Source organism: Paraburkholderia graminis C4D1M (assembly GCF_000172415.1).
Lineage (GTDB): Bacteria > Pseudomonadota > Gammaproteobacteria > Burkholderiales > Burkholderiaceae > Paraburkholderia > Paraburkholderia graminis.
Genome location: NZ_ABLD01000017.1, coordinates 136,991 through 154,973, shown reverse-complemented (window position 1 = coordinate 154,973; position 17,983 = coordinate 136,991). Strand labels below are relative to the sequence as shown.

The following is a 17,983-nucleotide window of genomic DNA, read 5'->3' as shown; positions in this document are numbered from 1 at the left end:
TTTCTTCGTGAGCGCATCGGAGCCGCGCTGACAGACCCGGATCGTCGGGCGGCGCAAACGGCAGCTTGTCGATCCACGACGAGCGATAGCGCGTCGCCCCGCACGTCGACCGCCTTCCCAGAAGCTCTGACTGCCGACAAGAATCCGCGTTGCCGTACGCGCGAAAACGATCGAGCAATTCCGTGCGGCGTCGCATCGCCCTGAACCAGCAGCGGATAGTTCCAGCCGCGCGCCTCGATCACATCGCGCAATTTCGCGGAGATGCGGTCCACGGCGCGCAGCGTCGTGCACAACATGAAGACGCCGCCGCCCGATGCCTCGATTGCCGGCAAGGCTGCGTCGAACACCGCGTCGGTGAACATCGGCGACGACGGCTGCGGCAAATTACGCGGCACATACAACAGCCCTTGCGACGGATAGTCGAACGGGCTCGGCAAGGTCATCGAACGCTTGGCGTTCAGGCCCATTTGCGCGGCGTAGTGCGTGAAGTCGCCGCGCACCGACAACGTAGCCGACGTAAAGATCCACGCGCGCGGCACGCCGGCGCGCTGCTTCGCGAAAATCGGCGCGACCGAGAGCGGCGTCTCATGCAACTGCACCGTGTGCGCGAAGACTTCGATCCAGCGCACTTTTTCGTTCGGATCGGCGCGCTCGTTTTTGGCTTCGGCGGAAGCGCTTCGATCCGTATCCGCAGTCTGACGTTCGAGCTCGGTAGGCGGAGTCGTCCAGCCGGCCAGCACGCCCTGCAACTCGCGCGCGCGGCGCAAACAGGCGCCGATCGACTCCGCGCGCTCGGCCTGTCCGGCGAGCGCGGACTCGAGTGCATCGAGCTCCGCTTCGAGCGCTTCGAGCGCGGCGAACAGCGGGTGATCGTCGGGCAACTGACCGATCGACAAGCGCACCGAATCTTCCTTGAACGCAAGCCGCACGTCGCGCGCGGCACGCTCCAACGTCGAACCGAGCTTGACCCAGTCGACGGCATCGCGGGCATGACCCAAGCCCTCGGCCACCGAATCGCGCGCGAGTTCGAGAAACTGCGCGGTGGAAAGCGTCTCGCCGAAAAACAGCGTGGCCGTTTCGGGAAGCTGATGCGCCTCGTCGAAGATAACCGTATTGGCCGTGGGCAGCAGTTCGGCCATGCCGGTATCGCGCAGCATGATGTCGGCGAAAAAGAGGTGGTGATTCACCACCACGATGTCGGCCTGCTGCGCCTCGCGGCGCGCCTGCATCACGAAGCAGTCCTTGTAATGCGGACACTCCTGGCCGAGACAGTTGTCGCGCGTCGACGTGACCATCGACCACACCGCCGCCGTTTCCGGCACGCTGGCGAGCTCGGCTTTGTCGCCGGTTCGCGTGATCTTCGCGAAGCGGACGATGTCCTGCAGATACGAGGTTTCCTGGCGCGACGGCAAGCGGCCGTTATCGGCCGTGCGCTGCAGATAGTAGTGACACAGGTAATTCGCGCGGCCCTTGAGCATGGCCACCGACACGGGCACCGCCAGTGCGTCGCGCACGGTCGGAATGTCGCGCTGAAAGAGCTGGTCCTGCAGGTGCTTGGTGCCCGTGGAGACGATCACCTTGCCGCCCCACAGCATGGCCGGCACCAGATACGCATAGGTCTTGCCCGTGCCCGTGCCGGCCTCGACGATCAGCGTGTTCTCGGCGCCGTCGAGCGCCTTTGCTTCGTCGGCTTCGACGGTCTCGCTTGCGGCATCCGCGCCGGCAGTTTGCAGACGCCGCGCCGGACGTTTTTGCGCCTCGAACATCGCGGGCTCGGGCATCGCGCGGCCCGACGCTTCCATGGCGGCAGCGACGGCGCGCGACATTTCGATTTGCGACGCCCGCGAGCGATAGCCGTCGATCTGCCGCGCCAGCAAACCGTTGTCGGCGAAGATGTCGTTCAGTTCCGCGGCGCGGCGAGGATCGAGCGATGCGCTCAGCGCCGGCGCGGCGGGACGCGGCGCGGGTGTGCCGGTCTCAGAGGCGCTGTCGGCGGCACTCGCGCGTGATGAAGTTTCAAGCGAAGTTTCAAGCGGTGAATTCAAGGCAAGCGTTTCCTGCAAAGTCCGGCTCGCGCGGCGCGCGCCCGGCGCCTGCCAGGCCGCGAACTCAGGCGCGTGCGTCCGGTTCGAGCTGCAATTGCAGCAAGATGATGGTGTCCTTGACTTTGAGTTTGCGCTTTTTCAGGCGCTGCAACTCGAAGTCGTCGATGCCGGGCTCATCCGATATTCGGTCGATCAAACGGTCGAGCCCACTATGCTCCGATTGCAGTTGCAGAATCCGGTCGCGAAGTGTGTCCGCGTTGATGACGTGATGTTGATCGCGCATGCTCGCCTCCGCTCGACTGTGACACGGGCTGCATGTTCGCGATGTTCAGCCCGTTGCCTGAGGTTGCTGTCCGGCTCAAAACGCGTTACGGCGACTGTCTGCACTACGGCGCGCGCTGGCTACTGCGTGCACTACTGCGATATTACAACCGCATGGCACCCACCGTGCGGATGGGTGCGATACCAGCACCATGCAAGCGCCATTCAACGCCATACGCATGTCACACGCACTGCGCACGGCGCGGCTCGCTACTGTTGCTGCTGTTGCTGTTTCTGCTGCTCTTCGAGTTGCTTCTGCTGCCTCAACTGTTCCTGGCGTTTCTGCTCGGCTTTTTCGGCGGCCTGCTTCTGGCGCGCTTCGACATCGGCCCGGTGCTGCGCGGCCTCGGCCTGTTTCTTTTCGAAGCTCTGCTGCTTCTCGACGCGCTCCTGCGCTTTCTGCGCGCCCTGCTTGCGAGCCTCGTCCAGCTTGCGCTGGAAGTCGCCCTGCTTCTGGTCGTAAGCCCGCTGATTGGCAGCCGCCTGCGACGGGCTGATGCCGCGCTTCGCCTGGTCGATTGCGTGCTGACGCTGCTTTTCCTCGTAGGCCTCGGCGTTGGCGCTGCGCTGCGGCGCCTCGGCACTGCGCTGCGCCTGGTCGAGCGCATGCTGGCGCTGCTTGTCTTCGTAAGCCTGGGCGTTGCGCGCGTCTTCGGCGGCACGCTGCGGCGCGCTCGCCTCGTCTTGTGCGCGCTTGATCGCCGCCTGCTCGTCGCGCTTGCGCGCGCGCTCGGCGCGCTGCTCGCCGTCGAGTGCGAGCTGCTCCTTGCGGATCTGCGCCTGAACCGTGCGCATCTGATCGCGCGCCTTGTTCAGACAGTGATTGACAAAGAACGTGCTGTAGCAGTCATGCTCGGCGACGCCATAGCGATAGTTGTTTTCCTCGGTGCGTTGATCCAGCGTTCTCTGCCGCGCGTCGAATTCGGTGTCCAGCGCCGCGGTGCTGCTTGCACCGTCGGCAGCGGCATTCGCATCACCGCCGGCACTGCTGCCCTGCACAGCCGATGCGGCCGCGGGCGTCACCGATTGCGCCGCAGCAGGCTCTGACATGGCCAGCGCCGCAGCCATCATGCACGCCGACGCTGCGCAAGACGCCATCAACGTTCTGCTGGAAACCCACGCGAAAAGGTCGGCACGACGCGACCCGGCTACACGCGAAGCAAACGGCCAGCGCGCGGCGAATAGCGGCAAATGTGGCGAGCGGGAAACCGGGCGCGAGCCCTGGCGGTTGAACAAAAAGGAGATTGGCAACGTGATTGGCAACGTCAGAGAGGGTCAACGGAACATGCCCGAAATTCTATCACCCCCGCGCGGTTGAGCCCTTTGGCATTTGTGGCAAAATGCCCCGCTCTAGCAAACTGGTCGCAGCGCGCACGCACTGCGTGCCCGGCGCCTCGTGTGTGTGCGAGGCGCCGCCGGCGCACGGCCCCTGACCGAGTCCGCAGGAAACCCAAGAGCTTATGACGGAAACCGTAGCACTCAAGATCGTACAGCGCATCGCCGCCGAACTGTCCGTCCAGCCGCGCCAGGTCGCGGCCGCGGTGCAACTTCTCGACGAAGGAGCGACCGTTCCGTTTATCGCGCGCTACCGCAAGGAAGTGACCGACAATCTCGACGACACGCAGCTGCGTAACCTCGAGGAACGCTTGCTGTATCTGCGCGAACTGGAAGACCGGCGCGCGGCGATCATCGCGAGCATCGACGAACAGGGCAAGCTCACCGACGAGCTGCGCACCGCGATTGAGGGCGCCGACAGCAAGCAGGTGCTCGAAGACCTGTATCTCCCGTATAAGCCGAAGCGCCGCACGCGCGCGCAGATCGCTCGCGAAGCCGGCCTGCAGCCGCTCGCCGATGCGCTGCTCGGCAATCCGCTGCTCGACCCGCAAACCGAAGCCGCCGCGTATGTCGACGCCGAGAAAGGCGTCGCCGACGTGAAGGCCGCGCTCGACGGCGCACGCGACATCCTCTCCGAGCAATTCGGCGAAACCGCTGATCTGCTCGGCAAGCTGCGCGACTACATGTTCAATCAGGGCGTGGTGTCGTCGAAGGTGGTCGAAGGCAAAGAGAGCGCTGAAGAAGAAAAATTCCGCGATTACTACGACTACGCGGAAACCATCCGCACGGTGCCGTCGCATCGCGCGCTCGCGCTGTTCCGCGGCCGCAATGCCGGCGTGCTGATGATCAAGCTCGGCCTCGGCGAAGAACTGGACGCGCAGGTGCCGCATCCGGGCGAGACGCTGATCGCACGTCATTTCGGCATTGCCAATCAAAACCGTCCGGCCGATAAATGGCTGTCGGACGTGTGCCGCTGGTGCTGGCGCGTGAAGGTGCAGCCGCACATCGAAAACGAACTGCTGACCAATCTGCGCGAGGAAGCCGAACACGAGGCGATCCGCGTGTTCGCGCGCAATCTGAAGGACCTGCTGCTGGCCGCGCCGGCGGGCCCGAAGGCCGTGATCGGTCTCGATCCTGGTATGCGCACCGGCGTGAAAGTCGCGGTGGTCGATCGGACGGGCAAGGTGCTCGCCACCGACGTGATCTACCCGCACGAGCCGCGCCGCGACTGGGACGGCTCGATTGCGAAACTGGCGCGCATCTGCGCGCAGACGCAGGCCGAGCTGATCAGTATCGGCAACGGCACGGCGTCGCGTGAAACGGACAAGCTCGCGAGCGAACTGATCGCGCGTCATCCCGAACTCAAGCTGCAAAAGATCGTCGTGTCCGAAGCGGGCGCGTCGGTCTACTCGGCGTCCGAACTCGCGGCAAAGGAATTCCCGGACATGGACGTGTCGCTGCGCGGCGCGGTGTCCATCGCGCGGCGTCTGCAAGACCCCCTCGCCGAACTCGTGAAGATCGAGCCGAAGGCAATCGGCGTCGGCCAATATCAGCACGACGTGAACCAGCGCGAACTCGCGCGCTCGCTCGACGCCGTGGTCGAAGACTGCGTGAACGCGGTCGGCGTGGATGCGAATACGGCGTCGGTCGCGCTGCTCGCGCGCGTGTCGGGGCTCAACGCCACGCTGGCTCGCAACATCGTCGACTATCGCGACGCGAACGGTCCGTTCCCTTCGCGCGAGCACTTGCGCAAGGTGCCGCGTCTCGGCGACAAAACCTTCGAACAGGCGGCCGGTTTTCTGCGCATCAACAACGGCGAAAATCCGCTCGACCGCTCGTCGGTGCACCCGGAAGCGTATCCGGTCGTCGAACGGATTCTCGCGAAGATCAACAAGCATGCCGGCGAAGTGCTCGGCAATCGCGACGCGCTGCGCGGCTTGTCGCCCGCCGAATTCGTCGACGATCGTTTCGGTCTGCCGACCGTGCGCGACATTCTGCTCGAACTCGAAAAGCCGGGCCGCGATCCGCGCCCTGAGTTCAAGACGGCGACGTTCCGCGAAGGCGTCGAGAAAGTCAGCGATCTGACGCCTGGCATGGTGCTCGAAGGCGTGGTGACGAACGTCGCGGCGTTTGGCGCGTTCATCGACGTCGGCGTGCATCAGGATGGTCTCGTGCACGTGTCGGCCATGTCGACGAAGTTCATCAAGGACCCGCACGAAGTCGTCAAGGCCGGCCAGATCGTCAAGGTCAAGGTGCTCGAAGTCGACGTGAAGCGCCAGCGTATCGCGCTCACCATGCGTCTGGACGACGAGTTCGGCGCGGCCGCAACGCGCAGTGGCGGCGGTGCGCAGCAGGATCGCGGCGGCTCCGGCCGTGCGGGCGGCGGCAATGGACGCGGCGCGCCGCAGCAGCGCTCGCGTGAACCGGAACCGGGTGGCGCAATGGCCGCGGCATTCGCGAAGCTCAAGCAGAAGTAGGCGCCTCTGTGCGTTCGGTGTGCGAAGTGCTTATGCTGCGCCGCTGAATGCACGCCGTTTCTCACGCGGCTGCCAACAAAAAACCCACGCAATGCGTGGGTTTTTTCGTTAAGGCTACTGCGGGCTACTCCGCCCGTCCGTCAAATCTCGATCTTCGTTCCCAACTCCACCACACGATTCGCGGGAATACTAAAGAAGTCGGTCGGCTTCGCGGCGTTCTGATGCATCCACGCGAACACACGTTCACGCCACACCGACATGCCGGGCAATTGCGTGGGCACGACCGTTTCGCGAGCGAGGAAGAACGACGTGTCCATCAACTCGAACGTCATGTCGTGTGTGCGGCCGATTTCCATGAGCACGGCCTTCACGTCCGGCGTTTCATTAAAGCCGTACGCGGCCTTCACGAGATACAAACCGCCGTCGATGTTCCTCACCGTCACGCGCTCCGCGTCGTTCACATACGGAATGTCGCGCGTGATGAAGGTCAGGAAGATGGTGCGCTCATGCAGCACCTTGTTGTGCTTCAGATTGTGCAGCAGGCTGACGGGCACGAGCGTATCGCTGCCGGTCAGGTAGATCGCCGTACCCGACACGCGGTGCGGCGGATGCGCGAGCAGCCCTTGCAGGAACGGCATCAGCGGAATACCGTCGGCGGCCGTGCGTTCCTTGACGATCATTCGGCCCTTGAACCACGTCATCAGCAGGAAGAACAGCAACGCGCCAATGCCGAGCGGCAGCCAGCCGCCCTCTTCCACTTTCAGCAGATTCGCGCCGAAAAATCCTAGGTCGATCGTGATGAACACGGCGATGATCAGTCCAACCAGGAACTTGTTCCAGTTCCACACCTTCACCATCACGACACATGCGAGGATCGTGGTGATGACCATTGTCGCCGTCACCGCGATGCCGTACGCGGCCGCGAGGTTATCGGAACTCTTGAACGCGATCACGATGCACAGAATGATGAAGAGCAGCATCCAGTTCACGACCGGCACATAAATCTGGCCGATAGCAAGCTCTGACGTATGCAGGATCTTCATGCGCGGCACGTAGCCGAGCTGGATCGCCTGGCTCGTCAACGAATACGCGCCCGAGATCACCGCCTGCGACGCGATCACCGTCGCCACCGTCGACAGCACGACGAGCGGCAGCAACGCCCACTGCGGCGCGAGCAGGAAGAACGGATTCTCGATCGCCTTGGCGTCGTGCATCAGCAGCGCGCCCTGGCCGAAGTAGTTCAGCACCAGCGAAGGCATGACCAGCACGTACCAGCCCATGCGGATCGGCTTCGCGCCGAAGTGGCCCATATCCGCGTAGAGCGCCTCGGCGCCCGTCAGCACGAGCACGACCGAACCCAGCACGACATACGCTTGCAACACGTGCGCGGCCATGAAGGAGTACGCGTAATACGGGTTCAGCGCGCGGATCACAGTCGGCGATTGCACGATATGCCAGAGCCCGAGCACGGCGAGCACGACGAACCACACGACCATGATCGGACCGAACAGACGGCCGACGGTGGCCGTGCCGTGCCGCTGGATCCAGAACAGCAGGATCAGAATCACGATGGTGAGCGGCAACACGAGATGAGACAGATGAGGCGCCGCGATCTCGAGACCTTCGACGGCGGAAATCACCGAAATGGCGGGCGTAATCACCGCGTCGCCGTAAAACATGCAGGCGCCGAAAAATGCCGAGCATCATCAGCAGGCCGGCCATTTTCGATTTTTCATCCAGCGAACGCAGCGCCAGCGCCATGAGCGCGAGCACGCCGCCCTTCGCCGTTGTTGTCCGCGCGCATCACGAACAGCACGTACTTGATGCCGACGACGATCACGATGGCCCAGAACAGCAGCGAGATCACGCCCAGATGGATTGATCGGTCAGCGGAATGCCATGCGACGGGCTGAACGCTCTTTGAGCGCGTACAGGCGGGCTCGTGCGATTCGCGACACACGCGATGCGCGAGCGCGACGAGTATGGCTGTTTGTTGCAACGTGATGTTATCTGTCATAAACGCGAGGAAATCGTTTCTGGGCGGAAAAAGCGACCGCTATTCTAAACGCTGCTGAGACGCCCAGCTTATTGTGGATACACCACGTGGATGGTCGCGCAGTGTAGCACTGCGATATGTGCGCGTCTGCTGCGTAACGTCTCGTGCGGCGAATGTCACTGCGCGCGGGCGAAGCGCCGCGTGCCGTTGCCCGCGCATAAAAAAACGGAGCCCTATGGGGCTCCGCTACGATGCGCTTTTGAGGCATCAATTTTCCGAGGACTCCTGCGCTTGCGCCATGCCGCGCTTGATCCACGCGCCGAGGTTATGCGGGCGAACCGTATCCCACTCCTCGAACGGTTGATGAATCCACGGATTGGTCGGCAAGTACTGCACATGATAGTCGGGCTTCACTTTCGAGCAGCCCTTGTACCAGAGCACCGCCGAACGCACCGCCGTGATGGCCGGATAGCGTTCCTTCAGATGCTGCTGAACGCGTGCGAGCGTCACGCCGGAATCGACGAGGTCGTCGACGAGCAGCACGTTGCCGTGCAGTTCACCGCGCGTCATCGTGATGTATTGCGCGATGTCGAGTTCGCCCTGCTCCGTGCCGGCCGCTTCGCGATACGAACTCGTTGCGAGAATAGCCAGCGGCAGATCGTAGATGCGCGAAAGCTGGTCGCCCACGCGCAAACCGCCGCGCGCGAGGCACAGAATCTTGTCGAACTTCCAGCCCGATTCATGCACGGCGAGCGCCAGCAATTCGATCAGCCGGTGATACTCGTCCCAGCCGACCCACAGGTTTTTATCGTCGTTGCGCGGATCTTTCATCGCAATCATGGGGACACCTTGCACCATCGCTTAAGCCTTGAACGGATGACGAAGCAGAATGGTCTCGTCGCGATCCGGACCGGTCGACACCATGTCGATCGGAATGCCCGCCACTTCCTGCACGCGCGACAGATACGCACGCGCGTTCGCCGGCAGCTTGTCCCATTCCTTGATACCGACGGTGCTTTCCTTCCAGCCCGCGAAGGTTTCGTACACCGGCACGCAACGCGCGACTTCCGACGAGCCACGCGGCAGCAGATCGACGTTCTTGCCGTCGACCGTATAGCCGACGCACAGCTTCACTTCGTCGAGACCGTCGAGCACGTCGAGCTTCGTCATGCACAAGCCCGACACGCCGTTGATCTGGATCGAGCGGCGCAGCGCGGCGACGTCGAGCCAGCCGGTGCGGCGCGGACGGCCGGTGACCGAGCCGAATTCCTTGCCGACGGTGGCGAGTTCCAGGCCGATCGCTTCCTGGCGCGCGGCGTTGTCCGCGTCGTACAGTTCGCTCGGGAACGGGCCCGAGCCGACGCGCGTGCAGTACGCCTTGGTGATGCCGAGAATGTAGTTCAGCTTTTGCGGACCGACGCCCGCGCCTGCCGTTGCCGCGCCCGCGACGCAGTTGCTCGACGTGACGAACGGATAGGTGCCGTGGTCGATGTCGAGCAGCGTGCCTTGCGCGCCTTCGAACAGCAGGTTGCTGCCGGCGGCGTTCGCGTCGTACAGACGACGCGACACGTCCGTCACCATCGGCTTCAGACGGTCGGCGTAGCTCAGCATCGTGTCGAGCGTTTGCTGGAAGTCGACAGCGGCGACGCCCAGGTACTGCGTCAGCACGAAGTTGTGATAGTCGAGGTTTTCACGCAGACGTTCGGCGAAAGTCTCCGGCTCGAACAGGTCCTGCACGCGCAAGCCGCGGCGCGCCACCTTGTCTTCGTAAGCCGGGCCGATGCCGCGGCCGGTGGTGCCGATCTTGCTCGCGCCACGGCGCGCTTCGCGGCCCTGGTCGATGGCAATGTGATACGGCAGGATGAGCGTGGTGGCTTCGGAAATGAACAGGCGGTTCTGCACGTCGACGCCTGCGGCCTCGAGTTCGCCGATTTCCTTGAACAGCGCTTCCGGCGACAACACGACGCCATTGCCGATGTAGCACGCGACGCCGGCATGCATGATACCCGACGGGATCAGACGCAAGATGGTTTTCTTGCCGCCGATGATAAGCGTGTGGCCGGCATTGTGACCGCCCTGGAAGCGAACGACGCCTTGAGCGTGGTCCGTCAGCCAGTCGACGATTTTGCCCTTGCCTTCATCACCCCACTGGGTCCCCACGACGACGACGTTACGCCCGGGGTTCACATTCACTGCGCTGGCAGACATGTTGTTTCGTAAGCTGGTTAAAAACGTATTTTACCTATGTTCGCGGACGCTTCCGGAATTTTTCCGTTTCCGCTCAACGGTATGCACGTTATGGTGGGTATCGTGAAAGAAGCGCGGCCGGTGGTGGCCGATGTTGGCCGAGGGTAGCCAATAGCCGCGCGATGTCCGGCGACGCATGCGGAACAACTGCTGCGCGCCTCGATGTGTCCGCGAAAAAACCGTGAGCGACGCTATTACAACGCGCTCACGAGCGCGGTTCGACGGTCCATGCGCCGTTGCGCTCGACCAACACGCGGTCGAACGCGAATTCGTCGAGATCGTGTTCGTGACCGGGCAGCGCCTGGATCACCACTTCACCGGCGTCGCGCAACGCGGCCACGCTCACGCGCAGCGCGTCGTCGTGTTGCCAGGGCGCGAGAATCGCGCTGCTGCGCGCTTCGACGGGCGAAATGCGCGCGACTTCGCGAAGATCGAGCGAGAAGCCTGTCGCCGCGCGCGCCCGGCCATACGCCTGGCCGACGTGGTCGTAACGGCCGCCGCGCGCAACCGCGTTCGGCACGCCGTCGACATACGCCGAGAACATCACGCCGCTGTGATACGCGTAGCCGCGCAAATCCGCGAGGTCGATCATCACTTCGGCGCCTTCGACCTGGCTTGCGAGGAATGCGAGGTCGTCGAGCGCGCGTGCGATGGCCGGCGCATTCGGCAAACGCGCGCGCGCTTCTTCGAGCACCGACGCGTCGCCGTAAAGCGCAGGCAGCGCGCGCAATGCATCGCGCGTGACGGCCGAAAGATTCGCGGTCAATTCGACGAGCCGCGGCACGTCCTTGCCCGCCAGCGCGTCGTAGAGCGATTGGCCGAGTTCGGCGGCGGCCGGCTCCGCTTCGATCAACGCCGCGAGCACGCCCGCGTGACACAGGTCGAGGCGCACTTTGCCCAGGCCCGCGAGATGCAGCGCATCGAGCATCAGTTGCTGGATTTCAAGGTCGGCCTCGAGGCCCGCATGACCGTAAATTTCAGCGCCGATCTGAATCTGCTCGCGCGTCGCGTGCAGACCGCGCGGCCGCGTATGCGCGACATTCCCGGCGTAGCAAAGACGCGTGACGCCCTGACGGTTCAGCAGATGCGCGTCGATACGCGCGACCTGCGGCGTGATGTCGGCGCGCAGGCCGAGCGTGCGTCCGGACAACTGATCGACCAGCTTGAAGGTGCGCAGGTTCAGATCGTGCCCGCCGCCCGTCAATAGCGACTCGATGTATTCGAGCAGCGGCGGCATGACCATCTCGTAGCCGTACGAGCGAAAACGGTCCAGCAGACGACGCCGCAATTCTTCGATCTTGCGGGCCTCCGACGGCAGCACGTCGGCAATGTTCTCGGGAAGTAACCAGGTCGACATCGATACAGTCCTACGACGTTGAACACGGCGGCACAATGCGCCGGTAGTAAGTGTGAATGGCGGGCTCGGACTCGGGCTCGATTGCGGCGGCTTCGGCAGACGGCGGCGGAAGCGTACGGCTCATGCAGTCGCTACGCAGGAAGAGCGCCTGTCGAAACACGCGGCGGTCGATGCGGAAACATCGCGGGCTTGTTCACGCTGAGGCATCGCGCATCGCGCGTCGCCCCACGCTCCGCCTCAAGTCACGAAAAACAGCAGAATCAGTCCCAGCAGCATGACGATCAGGCCGCCGATACGGATCTGATGCGTGGGCCGTTCCGCTATTCTACGGAACGTGTCGCGCCACGCGCTCGGAAAAACGAATGGGAACATCCCCTCGATAACCAGCATCAACGCGATCGCGAGCAGTAACGAGCCGACTATATCCATGCGAAAGAAGGGGCCGCGATGCGAATGCCGCGGCGTTCCGGGTTATTAGTGTTTGCGCGAGGCCGCGGAAGCGTCCGGGGCTGCGCCGCCGGTCGGACTACGCATGAAGCGGAAAAACTCGCTGCTCGGGTCGACCACGATCACGTCGCCAGGCTTGAAGGTGTTCCGGTACGCCTGCATGCTTTGATAGAACTGATAGAACTCCGGGTCGCTGCCGTACGCCTGCGCGGCGATCTCGGCGGCTTTCGCATCGCCCTCGCCCTTGATGGTCTGCGCCTGGCCGTAGCCGTTAGCCAGAATGGCCTGCTGCTGCGCGACGGCGTCGGCCTTGATCTTGTCGGCTTCGGCGGCGCCCTTCGCGCGCTCGTCGGCCGCGATCTGCTGGCGCTCGGCGATCATCCGCTTGTAGACCGAGTCGGCCATGGCGGCCGGGAAATCGACCCGCGTCAACTGCACGTCCACCACCGACACACCGAGCGATGCCGCCGTCTTGTCCATCGCGCCGCGCGCTTCGTCGGCGAGTGTCTGCTGTTTGGCGAGCGCATCGGACAGTGTGTACTTGCCGAATGCGTCGCCGAGCGCGCCGCGCGCGACGAGCGCGAGACGCTCGGGCAGGCTTTGCACGTCGCCCTTCGTTTCGGCGAGCAGCTTCAGCGGATCGGTCACGCGATATTTGACGACCGGGTTCGCGAGCAAATCGTTCTTGTCGGCGGTTACGTAGCGGTCTTCGTCCGGCGCGTCGAGCGACTGGATGCGGCTATCGACGAGCGTCACCGTTTGCAACGGCGGCGGCAGCTTCACGTGCAGTCCGGGCCCGAGCAACGCCGGCGCCGCGTCGCCGCGCGACGACAACACCGCCATATGACGCTGGTCGACAACGACCACCATCGACGAAGCGGCGAACAGCACGATGACAACCGCGATGACGAGCGCAATGATCTTGTTCATGTTCTGCGCTCCTTATTGAACGTCGTCTTCGCGCATACGGCTGCGGAAGGACTCGCGCGAACGTAGCGCGTCGCTGCTCGCCGCCGCGCGGCTTGCAGGCGTGGCGGCTGCTGCGGATGCGGACCCGGAAGCGGCCGTCGATGCGGCGGCAGCCGATGCGGCATTAGCCTGCGCCGCCACAGCACCCGACGAATTCGCCGGCTGCGACGCACCCGCCGCTGCGGCGCCGGATGCAGCCGCGGCTGCCGCGGCGTCTGCCACACGCTGACGGTTCTGCTCGACGAGCTTGTCGAGCGGCAGATACAGCACGTTGTTGCCGCTCTTGTTGTCCACAAACACCTTGGTCGTATTCGAATAGATCTGCTGCATGGTTTCCAGATACATGCGCTGGCGAATCACAGCGGGCGCCTTCGAGTACTGCGCATAGACTTCCTTGAAGCGGTCCGCGTCGCCTTGCGCTTGCGCCACCGTCTTGTCGCTGTACTTCTTCGCGTCGTCGATCTGGCGCGCCACGTCCGCTTGTGCGCGCGGAAGAAGCTCGGCTGCATAGGCTTGCGCGTCGCGCTTCGCACGCTCGTTTTCCTGACGCACGCGCGCGGCGTCGTCGAACGCGGCCTGTACCTGGTCAGGCGCCTGCACCGCCTGGATTGTCACGCCGGTAACAGCGAGACCGGATTGGTATTGATCGAGCGATTTCTGGATTGCCGCGATCAATTGCTGGCGAATTGCTTCGCGATCCTGACCAAGAATGTCTTGTGTGCTGCGCGCGCCGACGATGCCGCGCACCGCGGCCTGCGCGGCCTGCATCACGCTCTGATCGGGATCGACGCTGCGGAACAGATAATCGGTCGGCTTGCGGATCTGGTACTGCACGGCAAAACGCAGGTCGACGATGTCCGCGTCGTGCGTCAGCATGGACGCATCCTTCACGTTCGCAAGACGCACGACGTTGTTGCGGCCGATCTCCACCTGGCGAACCTGGCCGATATTGACGAGCTCGTGCGTTTCGAACGGATACGGCAAACGCCAGTGCACACCGTGCGCGGCCGTGTAGCGATATTTGCCGAACTGCATCACCACGCCGGCCTGGCCGTCCTGCACCACGAACACGCCGCTGCCGAGATAAATGGCGATCAGCACGCCGATCACGATGCCGACGCCGATGCGCGCGCCACGACCGTTGTCCGGACGGCCGCCGCCGGCACCGCCGCCCTTGCGGCCGAACATCCGGCTCAAACGACGGTTGAAATCCCGCCACATCTCGTCGAGATCGGGCGGGCCTTCACCTTCCTTGGCCTGCGGCCGCTTGGGCTCGACGGGCCGCTGGCGCTCGCCATTGCCATCGCCACGGCCCCAGCGCGGATCGTTCAGTGAAAGCATGGCGCGCATGCGCAGCCAGATACTCCGCTCGTTGTAATCGTTCACCTGTGTTCGTTCACCAGAGTAGACAGCGGGTCAGTGCAATTGGAACGGGTCAGTGCCCGAGTTCTGGAACCTTGCGGTGCTCGCGTGGTGCTGCCGACCGGTCTTCTTCCGACGAGTCCAGCAGCGTGTCGGGAAGAGGTTCGGCAGTAGCGATCTCAGCGATGGCAGCGCGCAATGTGTCCAGCCCTTGCCCCGTGCGCGCGCTCAAAAAGACGCGCGAAATATTACCATACTCGTCTCGCTCGACCGCCTCGCCGCGGGCCGCCAATTCGGGCACCGCGTCGATCTTGTTGAACACGAGCACCTGCCGGATGGTGTCCGCACCGATTGCGTGCAACACCTCGTTCACCTGATCGATCTGATCGAGACGCACGGCGCTGGAAGCATCCACGACATGCAGCAGCAGATCCGCGTGGATCGTTTCCTCGAGCGTGGCGCGAAACGCCGCGACGAGTTGGTGAGGCAGTTCGCGGATGAAGCCGACCGTATCGGACACCACCACCTGCCCCGCTTCGTCGCCGAGATAAACACGGCGCGAAGTCGTGTCGAGCGTGGCGAAAAGCTGATCGGCCGCGTACGCCTGCGCCTTCGTCAGCGCATTGAAGAGCGTGGACTTGCCCGCGTTCGTGTAGCCGACGAGCGACACCGACATGGTCTGATTGCGCGAGCGCTGGCGGCGCTGCGTGCCATGCTGGCGGCGCAATTTTTCGAGCCGCGACTTGAGCGCCTTGATGCGCTCGCCGATCAGCCGGCGGTCGGTCTCGAGCTGCGTCTCACCAGGCCCGCGCAAGCCGATACCGCCTTTTTGCCGCTCGAGGTGGGTCCATGCGCGGATCAGCCGCGTGGACAGATACTGCAATTGCGCGAGTTCCACCTGCAGCTTGCCTTCGTGGCTGCGGGCGCGCTGCGCAAAAATATCGAGGATGAGACTCGTGCGATCGATCACGCGCCGATTAAGCGCTTGCTCCAGATTGCGCTGCTGGGCAGGCGCAAGAGCGTGATTGAAGATGACGAGTTCGATGTCGTTGGCCTCACACGCAAGACGCAGTTCTTCGGCCTTGCCGCTGCCGACGAACATCTTCGCGTCGGGACTCGCCCGGCGCCCGGTGAGGGTGACTAGAGGATTCGCGCCCGCGCTTTGCGCGAGCAGGCTGAGTTCTTCGAGACTGGCTTCGAAATCGATCTTACCGAAGTCGATGCCGACAAGCGCTGCATTGATCAAATTGGAGGGTATCAAAATGAGGCGGCCGGAAGTAATCGCCAACGGGCGACGCTATGCCGGCCGCGACGGGGGTTAGGACTGTTCGGAATCCGGGTGGAAATTCACCGGACGGGCTGGCACGACAGTCGAGATTGCGTGCTTGTAGACCATCTGGGTGACCGTATTCCTGAGCAACACGACGTACTGGTCGAACGATTCGATGTTCCCTTGAAGCTTGATGCCGTTGACCAGGTAGATCGACACCGGCACATGCTCTTTACGCAGTGCGTTCAAAAACGGGTCTTGTAACAATTGCCCTTTGTTGCTCATAGCAAACTCCGTATTTTTTTGCAGGTTGACTGAATTGACGACAGAAGAAAAGGTATCTGCCGTCAACCGCTACACTATAGCCGATTTTCGTTTTCGCGCGGGGCCCCTGCCGAAGCGGCCAAACCCAACGCACACGCGGGTTTCAGCCTTTGTCCGCGTAAGGGTTCGTCGACGATCTGAACTCTATTCGCAATGGAGTCCCGGTCAGCTTGAAAGTTTCCCGGAAGCGGTTTTCAAGGTAGCGTTTGTACGTTTCGGTGATCGCGTCGAGCGCGTTGCCGTGAATCACGATGATCGGCGGATTCTGTCCACCCTGGTGCGCGTAACGCAATTTCGGCCGCACCGGACCGCGTCGGCGCGGCTGCTGGAACTCGACCGCCTCGATCAGCGCGCGCGTGAGCTTCGGTGTGGGCAGCTTCGACATTGCCGCGGCGTAGGCGTCGTCAACCGAGCGCATGAGCGGACCGATTCCCGTTTTTTCCGCAGCGGAAATGAAATGGAATTTGGCGAAGTCGAGGAATTTTAGTTTGCGTTCCAGATCGGCTTTCGTGCGCTCGCGCACATGCGAATCGAGCCCGTCCCATTTGTTCACGCCGACCACCAGCGCGCGGCCCTGCTCGACCACGAAGCCGGCAATGTGCGCGTCCTGTTCCGAAATATCCTGGCGCGCGTCGAGCAGCAGAATGACGACGTTGGCGTCCGAAATCGACTGCAGCGTTTTGACCACCGAAAACTTTTCGATCGCTTCGAACACCTTGCCGCGGCGGCGCAAACCTGCCGTGTCGATCAGCGTGTACGGCTTGCCCTGACGCTCGAAGTCGACGTAGATCGAATCGCGCGTGGTGCCGGGCATGTCGAATGCGATCACGCGCTCTTCGCCCACCAGCGCATTGATCAGCGTCGACTTGCCCACGTTCGGACGGCCGACGATCGCGATCTTCACGCCGCGCGCTTCCTTGTCCTCGTCGCTCTCTTCGGGCTGGCCCGCGTACGCGACGCCGAGCGCCTCGTTGATCATTTCAGTGACGCCGTCGCCGTGCGCGGCCGAGATCGCGCGCGGATCGCCGAGGCCGAGTTCGTAGAAGTCGGCGGCAACGGTGCTGTACTTCATCCCCTCGGCCTTGTTGACGACGAGGAAGATCGGCCGGCCCGTCTTGCGCAGATAGTCGGCAATCGACTTGTCTTGCGGCGCGAGACCATTGCGGCCGTCGACGATAAACACGACGATGTCCGACTCCTCCACCGCCTGGCGCGTCTGGCGCGCCATCTCGTGCAGGATGCCGTCTTTCGCGACCGGCTCGAAACCGCCCGTGTCGACGACGAGATACGGCCGCTCACCAGTGCGCCCTTCGCCGTAGTGGCGATCGCGGGTGAGGCCGGGCAAGTCGGCGACGAGCGCGTCACGCGAACGCGTGAGGCGGTTGAACAGCGTGGATTTCCCCACATTGGGGCGCCCGACGAGGGCAATAACGGGTTTCATCAGATGTTGTTCACGGTGAAACGCGGATCGGAATCGACCGTCCGCATAGCGACGCCATTGCGCCGCTACACGGCAGCGTTTGACGAAAATTATCACGAATTCGGCCAGCCCCGGATGCGCTGTCCAGATGCGCGCCGAGGCGGACGGGGGTTTGGCTGATGCGCAGCGTGATCGGCTGCGAGGTCATGTCCTGCTGCAGGCGGTTCGTTCGCCGGCTACGCTGCGTGTCTTGTGATGCGGCTGACTGCGCCGCTGACTGCGGCACTGACTGCGACACCACCAGCAACAAGCGGCATCACGCGTGCTGCTTTTGTTGATCGCTTGCGTGCATCGCTCGACTGCATCGCGTTCATGCGCTGCTGTGTTCGCCGTTCGCGGCCGATCGCTGTTAT

At 63.4% G+C, this 17,983-nt stretch carries 14 protein-coding genes and 1 pseudogene; 2 read left to right on the top strand and 13 right to left on the bottom strand.

Annotation, left to right across the window (positions count from 1 at the left end; all coding sequences use genetic code 11):
* From BGRAMDRAFT_RS23425 to BGRAMDRAFT_RS23415, 3 genes are all read right to left on the bottom strand, one after another.
* A partial coding sequence (locus BGRAMDRAFT_RS23425) for an ATP-dependent DNA helicase (protein WP_415857594.1) occupies nt 1-1,940 on the bottom strand: 1,940 nt, incomplete at its 3' end.
* Nucleotides 1,941-2,109: 169 nt separating this feature from the next.
* On the bottom strand, nt 2,110-2,328 hold the full coding sequence (locus BGRAMDRAFT_RS23420) for a DUF465 domain-containing protein (RefSeq protein ID WP_006051328.1): 219 nt from the start codon (nt 2,326-2,328) through the stop codon (nt 2,110-2,112).
* A 248-nt stretch (nt 2,329-2,576) separates the two neighbouring features.
* Nucleotides 2,577-3,437 carry a hypothetical protein gene (locus BGRAMDRAFT_RS23415; protein ID WP_006051327.1) on the bottom strand — a complete coding sequence of 287 codons (861 nt, stop codon included), beginning with the start codon at nt 3,435-3,437 and terminating at the stop codon, nt 2,577-2,579.
* Here BGRAMDRAFT_RS23415 and BGRAMDRAFT_RS35055 point away from each other — a divergent pair.
* Entirely contained in the window at nt 3,415-3,684 is a 270-nt protein-coding gene (locus BGRAMDRAFT_RS35055) for a hypothetical protein (protein WP_175130925.1), read from the top strand. The genes BGRAMDRAFT_RS23415 and BGRAMDRAFT_RS35055 overlap by 23 nt on opposite strands.
* Before the next feature lie 142 nt (nt 3,685-3,826).
* Nucleotides 3,827-6,178, top strand: coding sequence for a Tex family protein (locus BGRAMDRAFT_RS23410; RefSeq protein ID WP_006051326.1), 2,352 nt, complete (start codon nt 3,827-3,829; stop codon nt 6,176-6,178).
* Between the two features lie 140 nt (nt 6,179-6,318).
* On the opposite strand, the pseudogene BGRAMDRAFT_RS23405 reads toward BGRAMDRAFT_RS23410, so the two are convergent.
* The 10 genes and pseudogenes from BGRAMDRAFT_RS23405 to der all read right to left on the bottom strand — a co-directional run bounded on the left by BGRAMDRAFT_RS23405 (nt 6,319) and on the right by der (nt 17,591).
* Nucleotides 6,319-8,143 (bottom strand): annotated as a pseudogene (locus BGRAMDRAFT_RS23405) (potassium transporter Kup).
* 298 nt (nt 8,144-8,441) lie between these two features.
* Nucleotides 8,442-9,032 carry a phosphoribosyltransferase gene (locus BGRAMDRAFT_RS23400; protein ID WP_006051322.1) on the bottom strand — a complete coding sequence of 197 codons (591 nt, stop codon included), beginning with the start codon at nt 9,030-9,032 and terminating at the stop codon, nt 8,442-8,444.
* A 3-nt stretch (nt 9,033-9,035) separates the two neighbouring features.
* Complete coding sequence (locus BGRAMDRAFT_RS23395) at nt 9,036-10,382, bottom strand: adenylosuccinate synthase (RefSeq protein WP_006051321.1); 1,347 nt, start codon at nt 10,380-10,382, stop codon at nt 9,036-9,038.
* Between the two features lie 244 nt (nt 10,383-10,626).
* Nucleotides 10,627-11,778 (bottom strand): ATP phosphoribosyltransferase regulatory subunit, encoded by a 1,152-nt coding sequence (locus tag BGRAMDRAFT_RS23390; RefSeq protein ID WP_006051320.1) that lies wholly within the window; start codon nt 11,776-11,778, stop codon nt 10,627-10,629.
* 237 nt (nt 11,779-12,015) lie between these two features.
* Nucleotides 12,016-12,207, bottom strand: a complete 192-nt coding sequence (locus tag BGRAMDRAFT_RS23385; protein WP_006051319.1) for a DUF2065 domain-containing protein — start codon at nt 12,205-12,207, stop codon at nt 12,016-12,018.
* 45 nt (nt 12,208-12,252) lie between these two features.
* Nucleotides 12,253-13,155 carry a protease modulator HflC gene (hflC, locus tag BGRAMDRAFT_RS23380; protein ID WP_006051318.1) on the bottom strand — a complete coding sequence of 301 codons (903 nt, stop codon included), beginning with the start codon at nt 13,153-13,155 and terminating at the stop codon, nt 12,253-12,255.
* A 12-nt stretch (nt 13,156-13,167) separates the two neighbouring features.
* Nucleotides 13,168-14,580: an FtsH protease activity modulator HflK gene (hflK, locus tag BGRAMDRAFT_RS23375; RefSeq protein WP_006051317.1), complete on the bottom strand. Its 1,413-nt coding sequence runs from the start codon at nt 14,578-14,580 to the stop codon at nt 13,168-13,170.
* 49 nt (nt 14,581-14,629) lie between these two features.
* Complete coding sequence (hflX, locus tag BGRAMDRAFT_RS23370) at nt 14,630-15,802, bottom strand: GTPase HflX (RefSeq protein WP_035569768.1); 1,173 nt, start codon at nt 15,800-15,802, stop codon at nt 14,630-14,632.
* 72 nt (nt 15,803-15,874) lie between these two features.
* Nucleotides 15,875-16,111, bottom strand: coding sequence for an RNA chaperone Hfq (hfq, locus tag BGRAMDRAFT_RS23365; RefSeq protein ID WP_006051315.1), 237 nt, complete (start codon nt 16,109-16,111; stop codon nt 15,875-15,877).
* Nucleotides 16,112-16,253: 142 nt separating this feature from the next.
* Entirely contained in the window at nt 16,254-17,591 is a 1,338-nt protein-coding gene (gene der, locus BGRAMDRAFT_RS23360; RefSeq protein ID WP_006051314.1) for a ribosome biogenesis GTPase Der, read from the bottom strand.
* Nucleotides 17,592-17,983 lie beyond the last annotated feature (392 nt).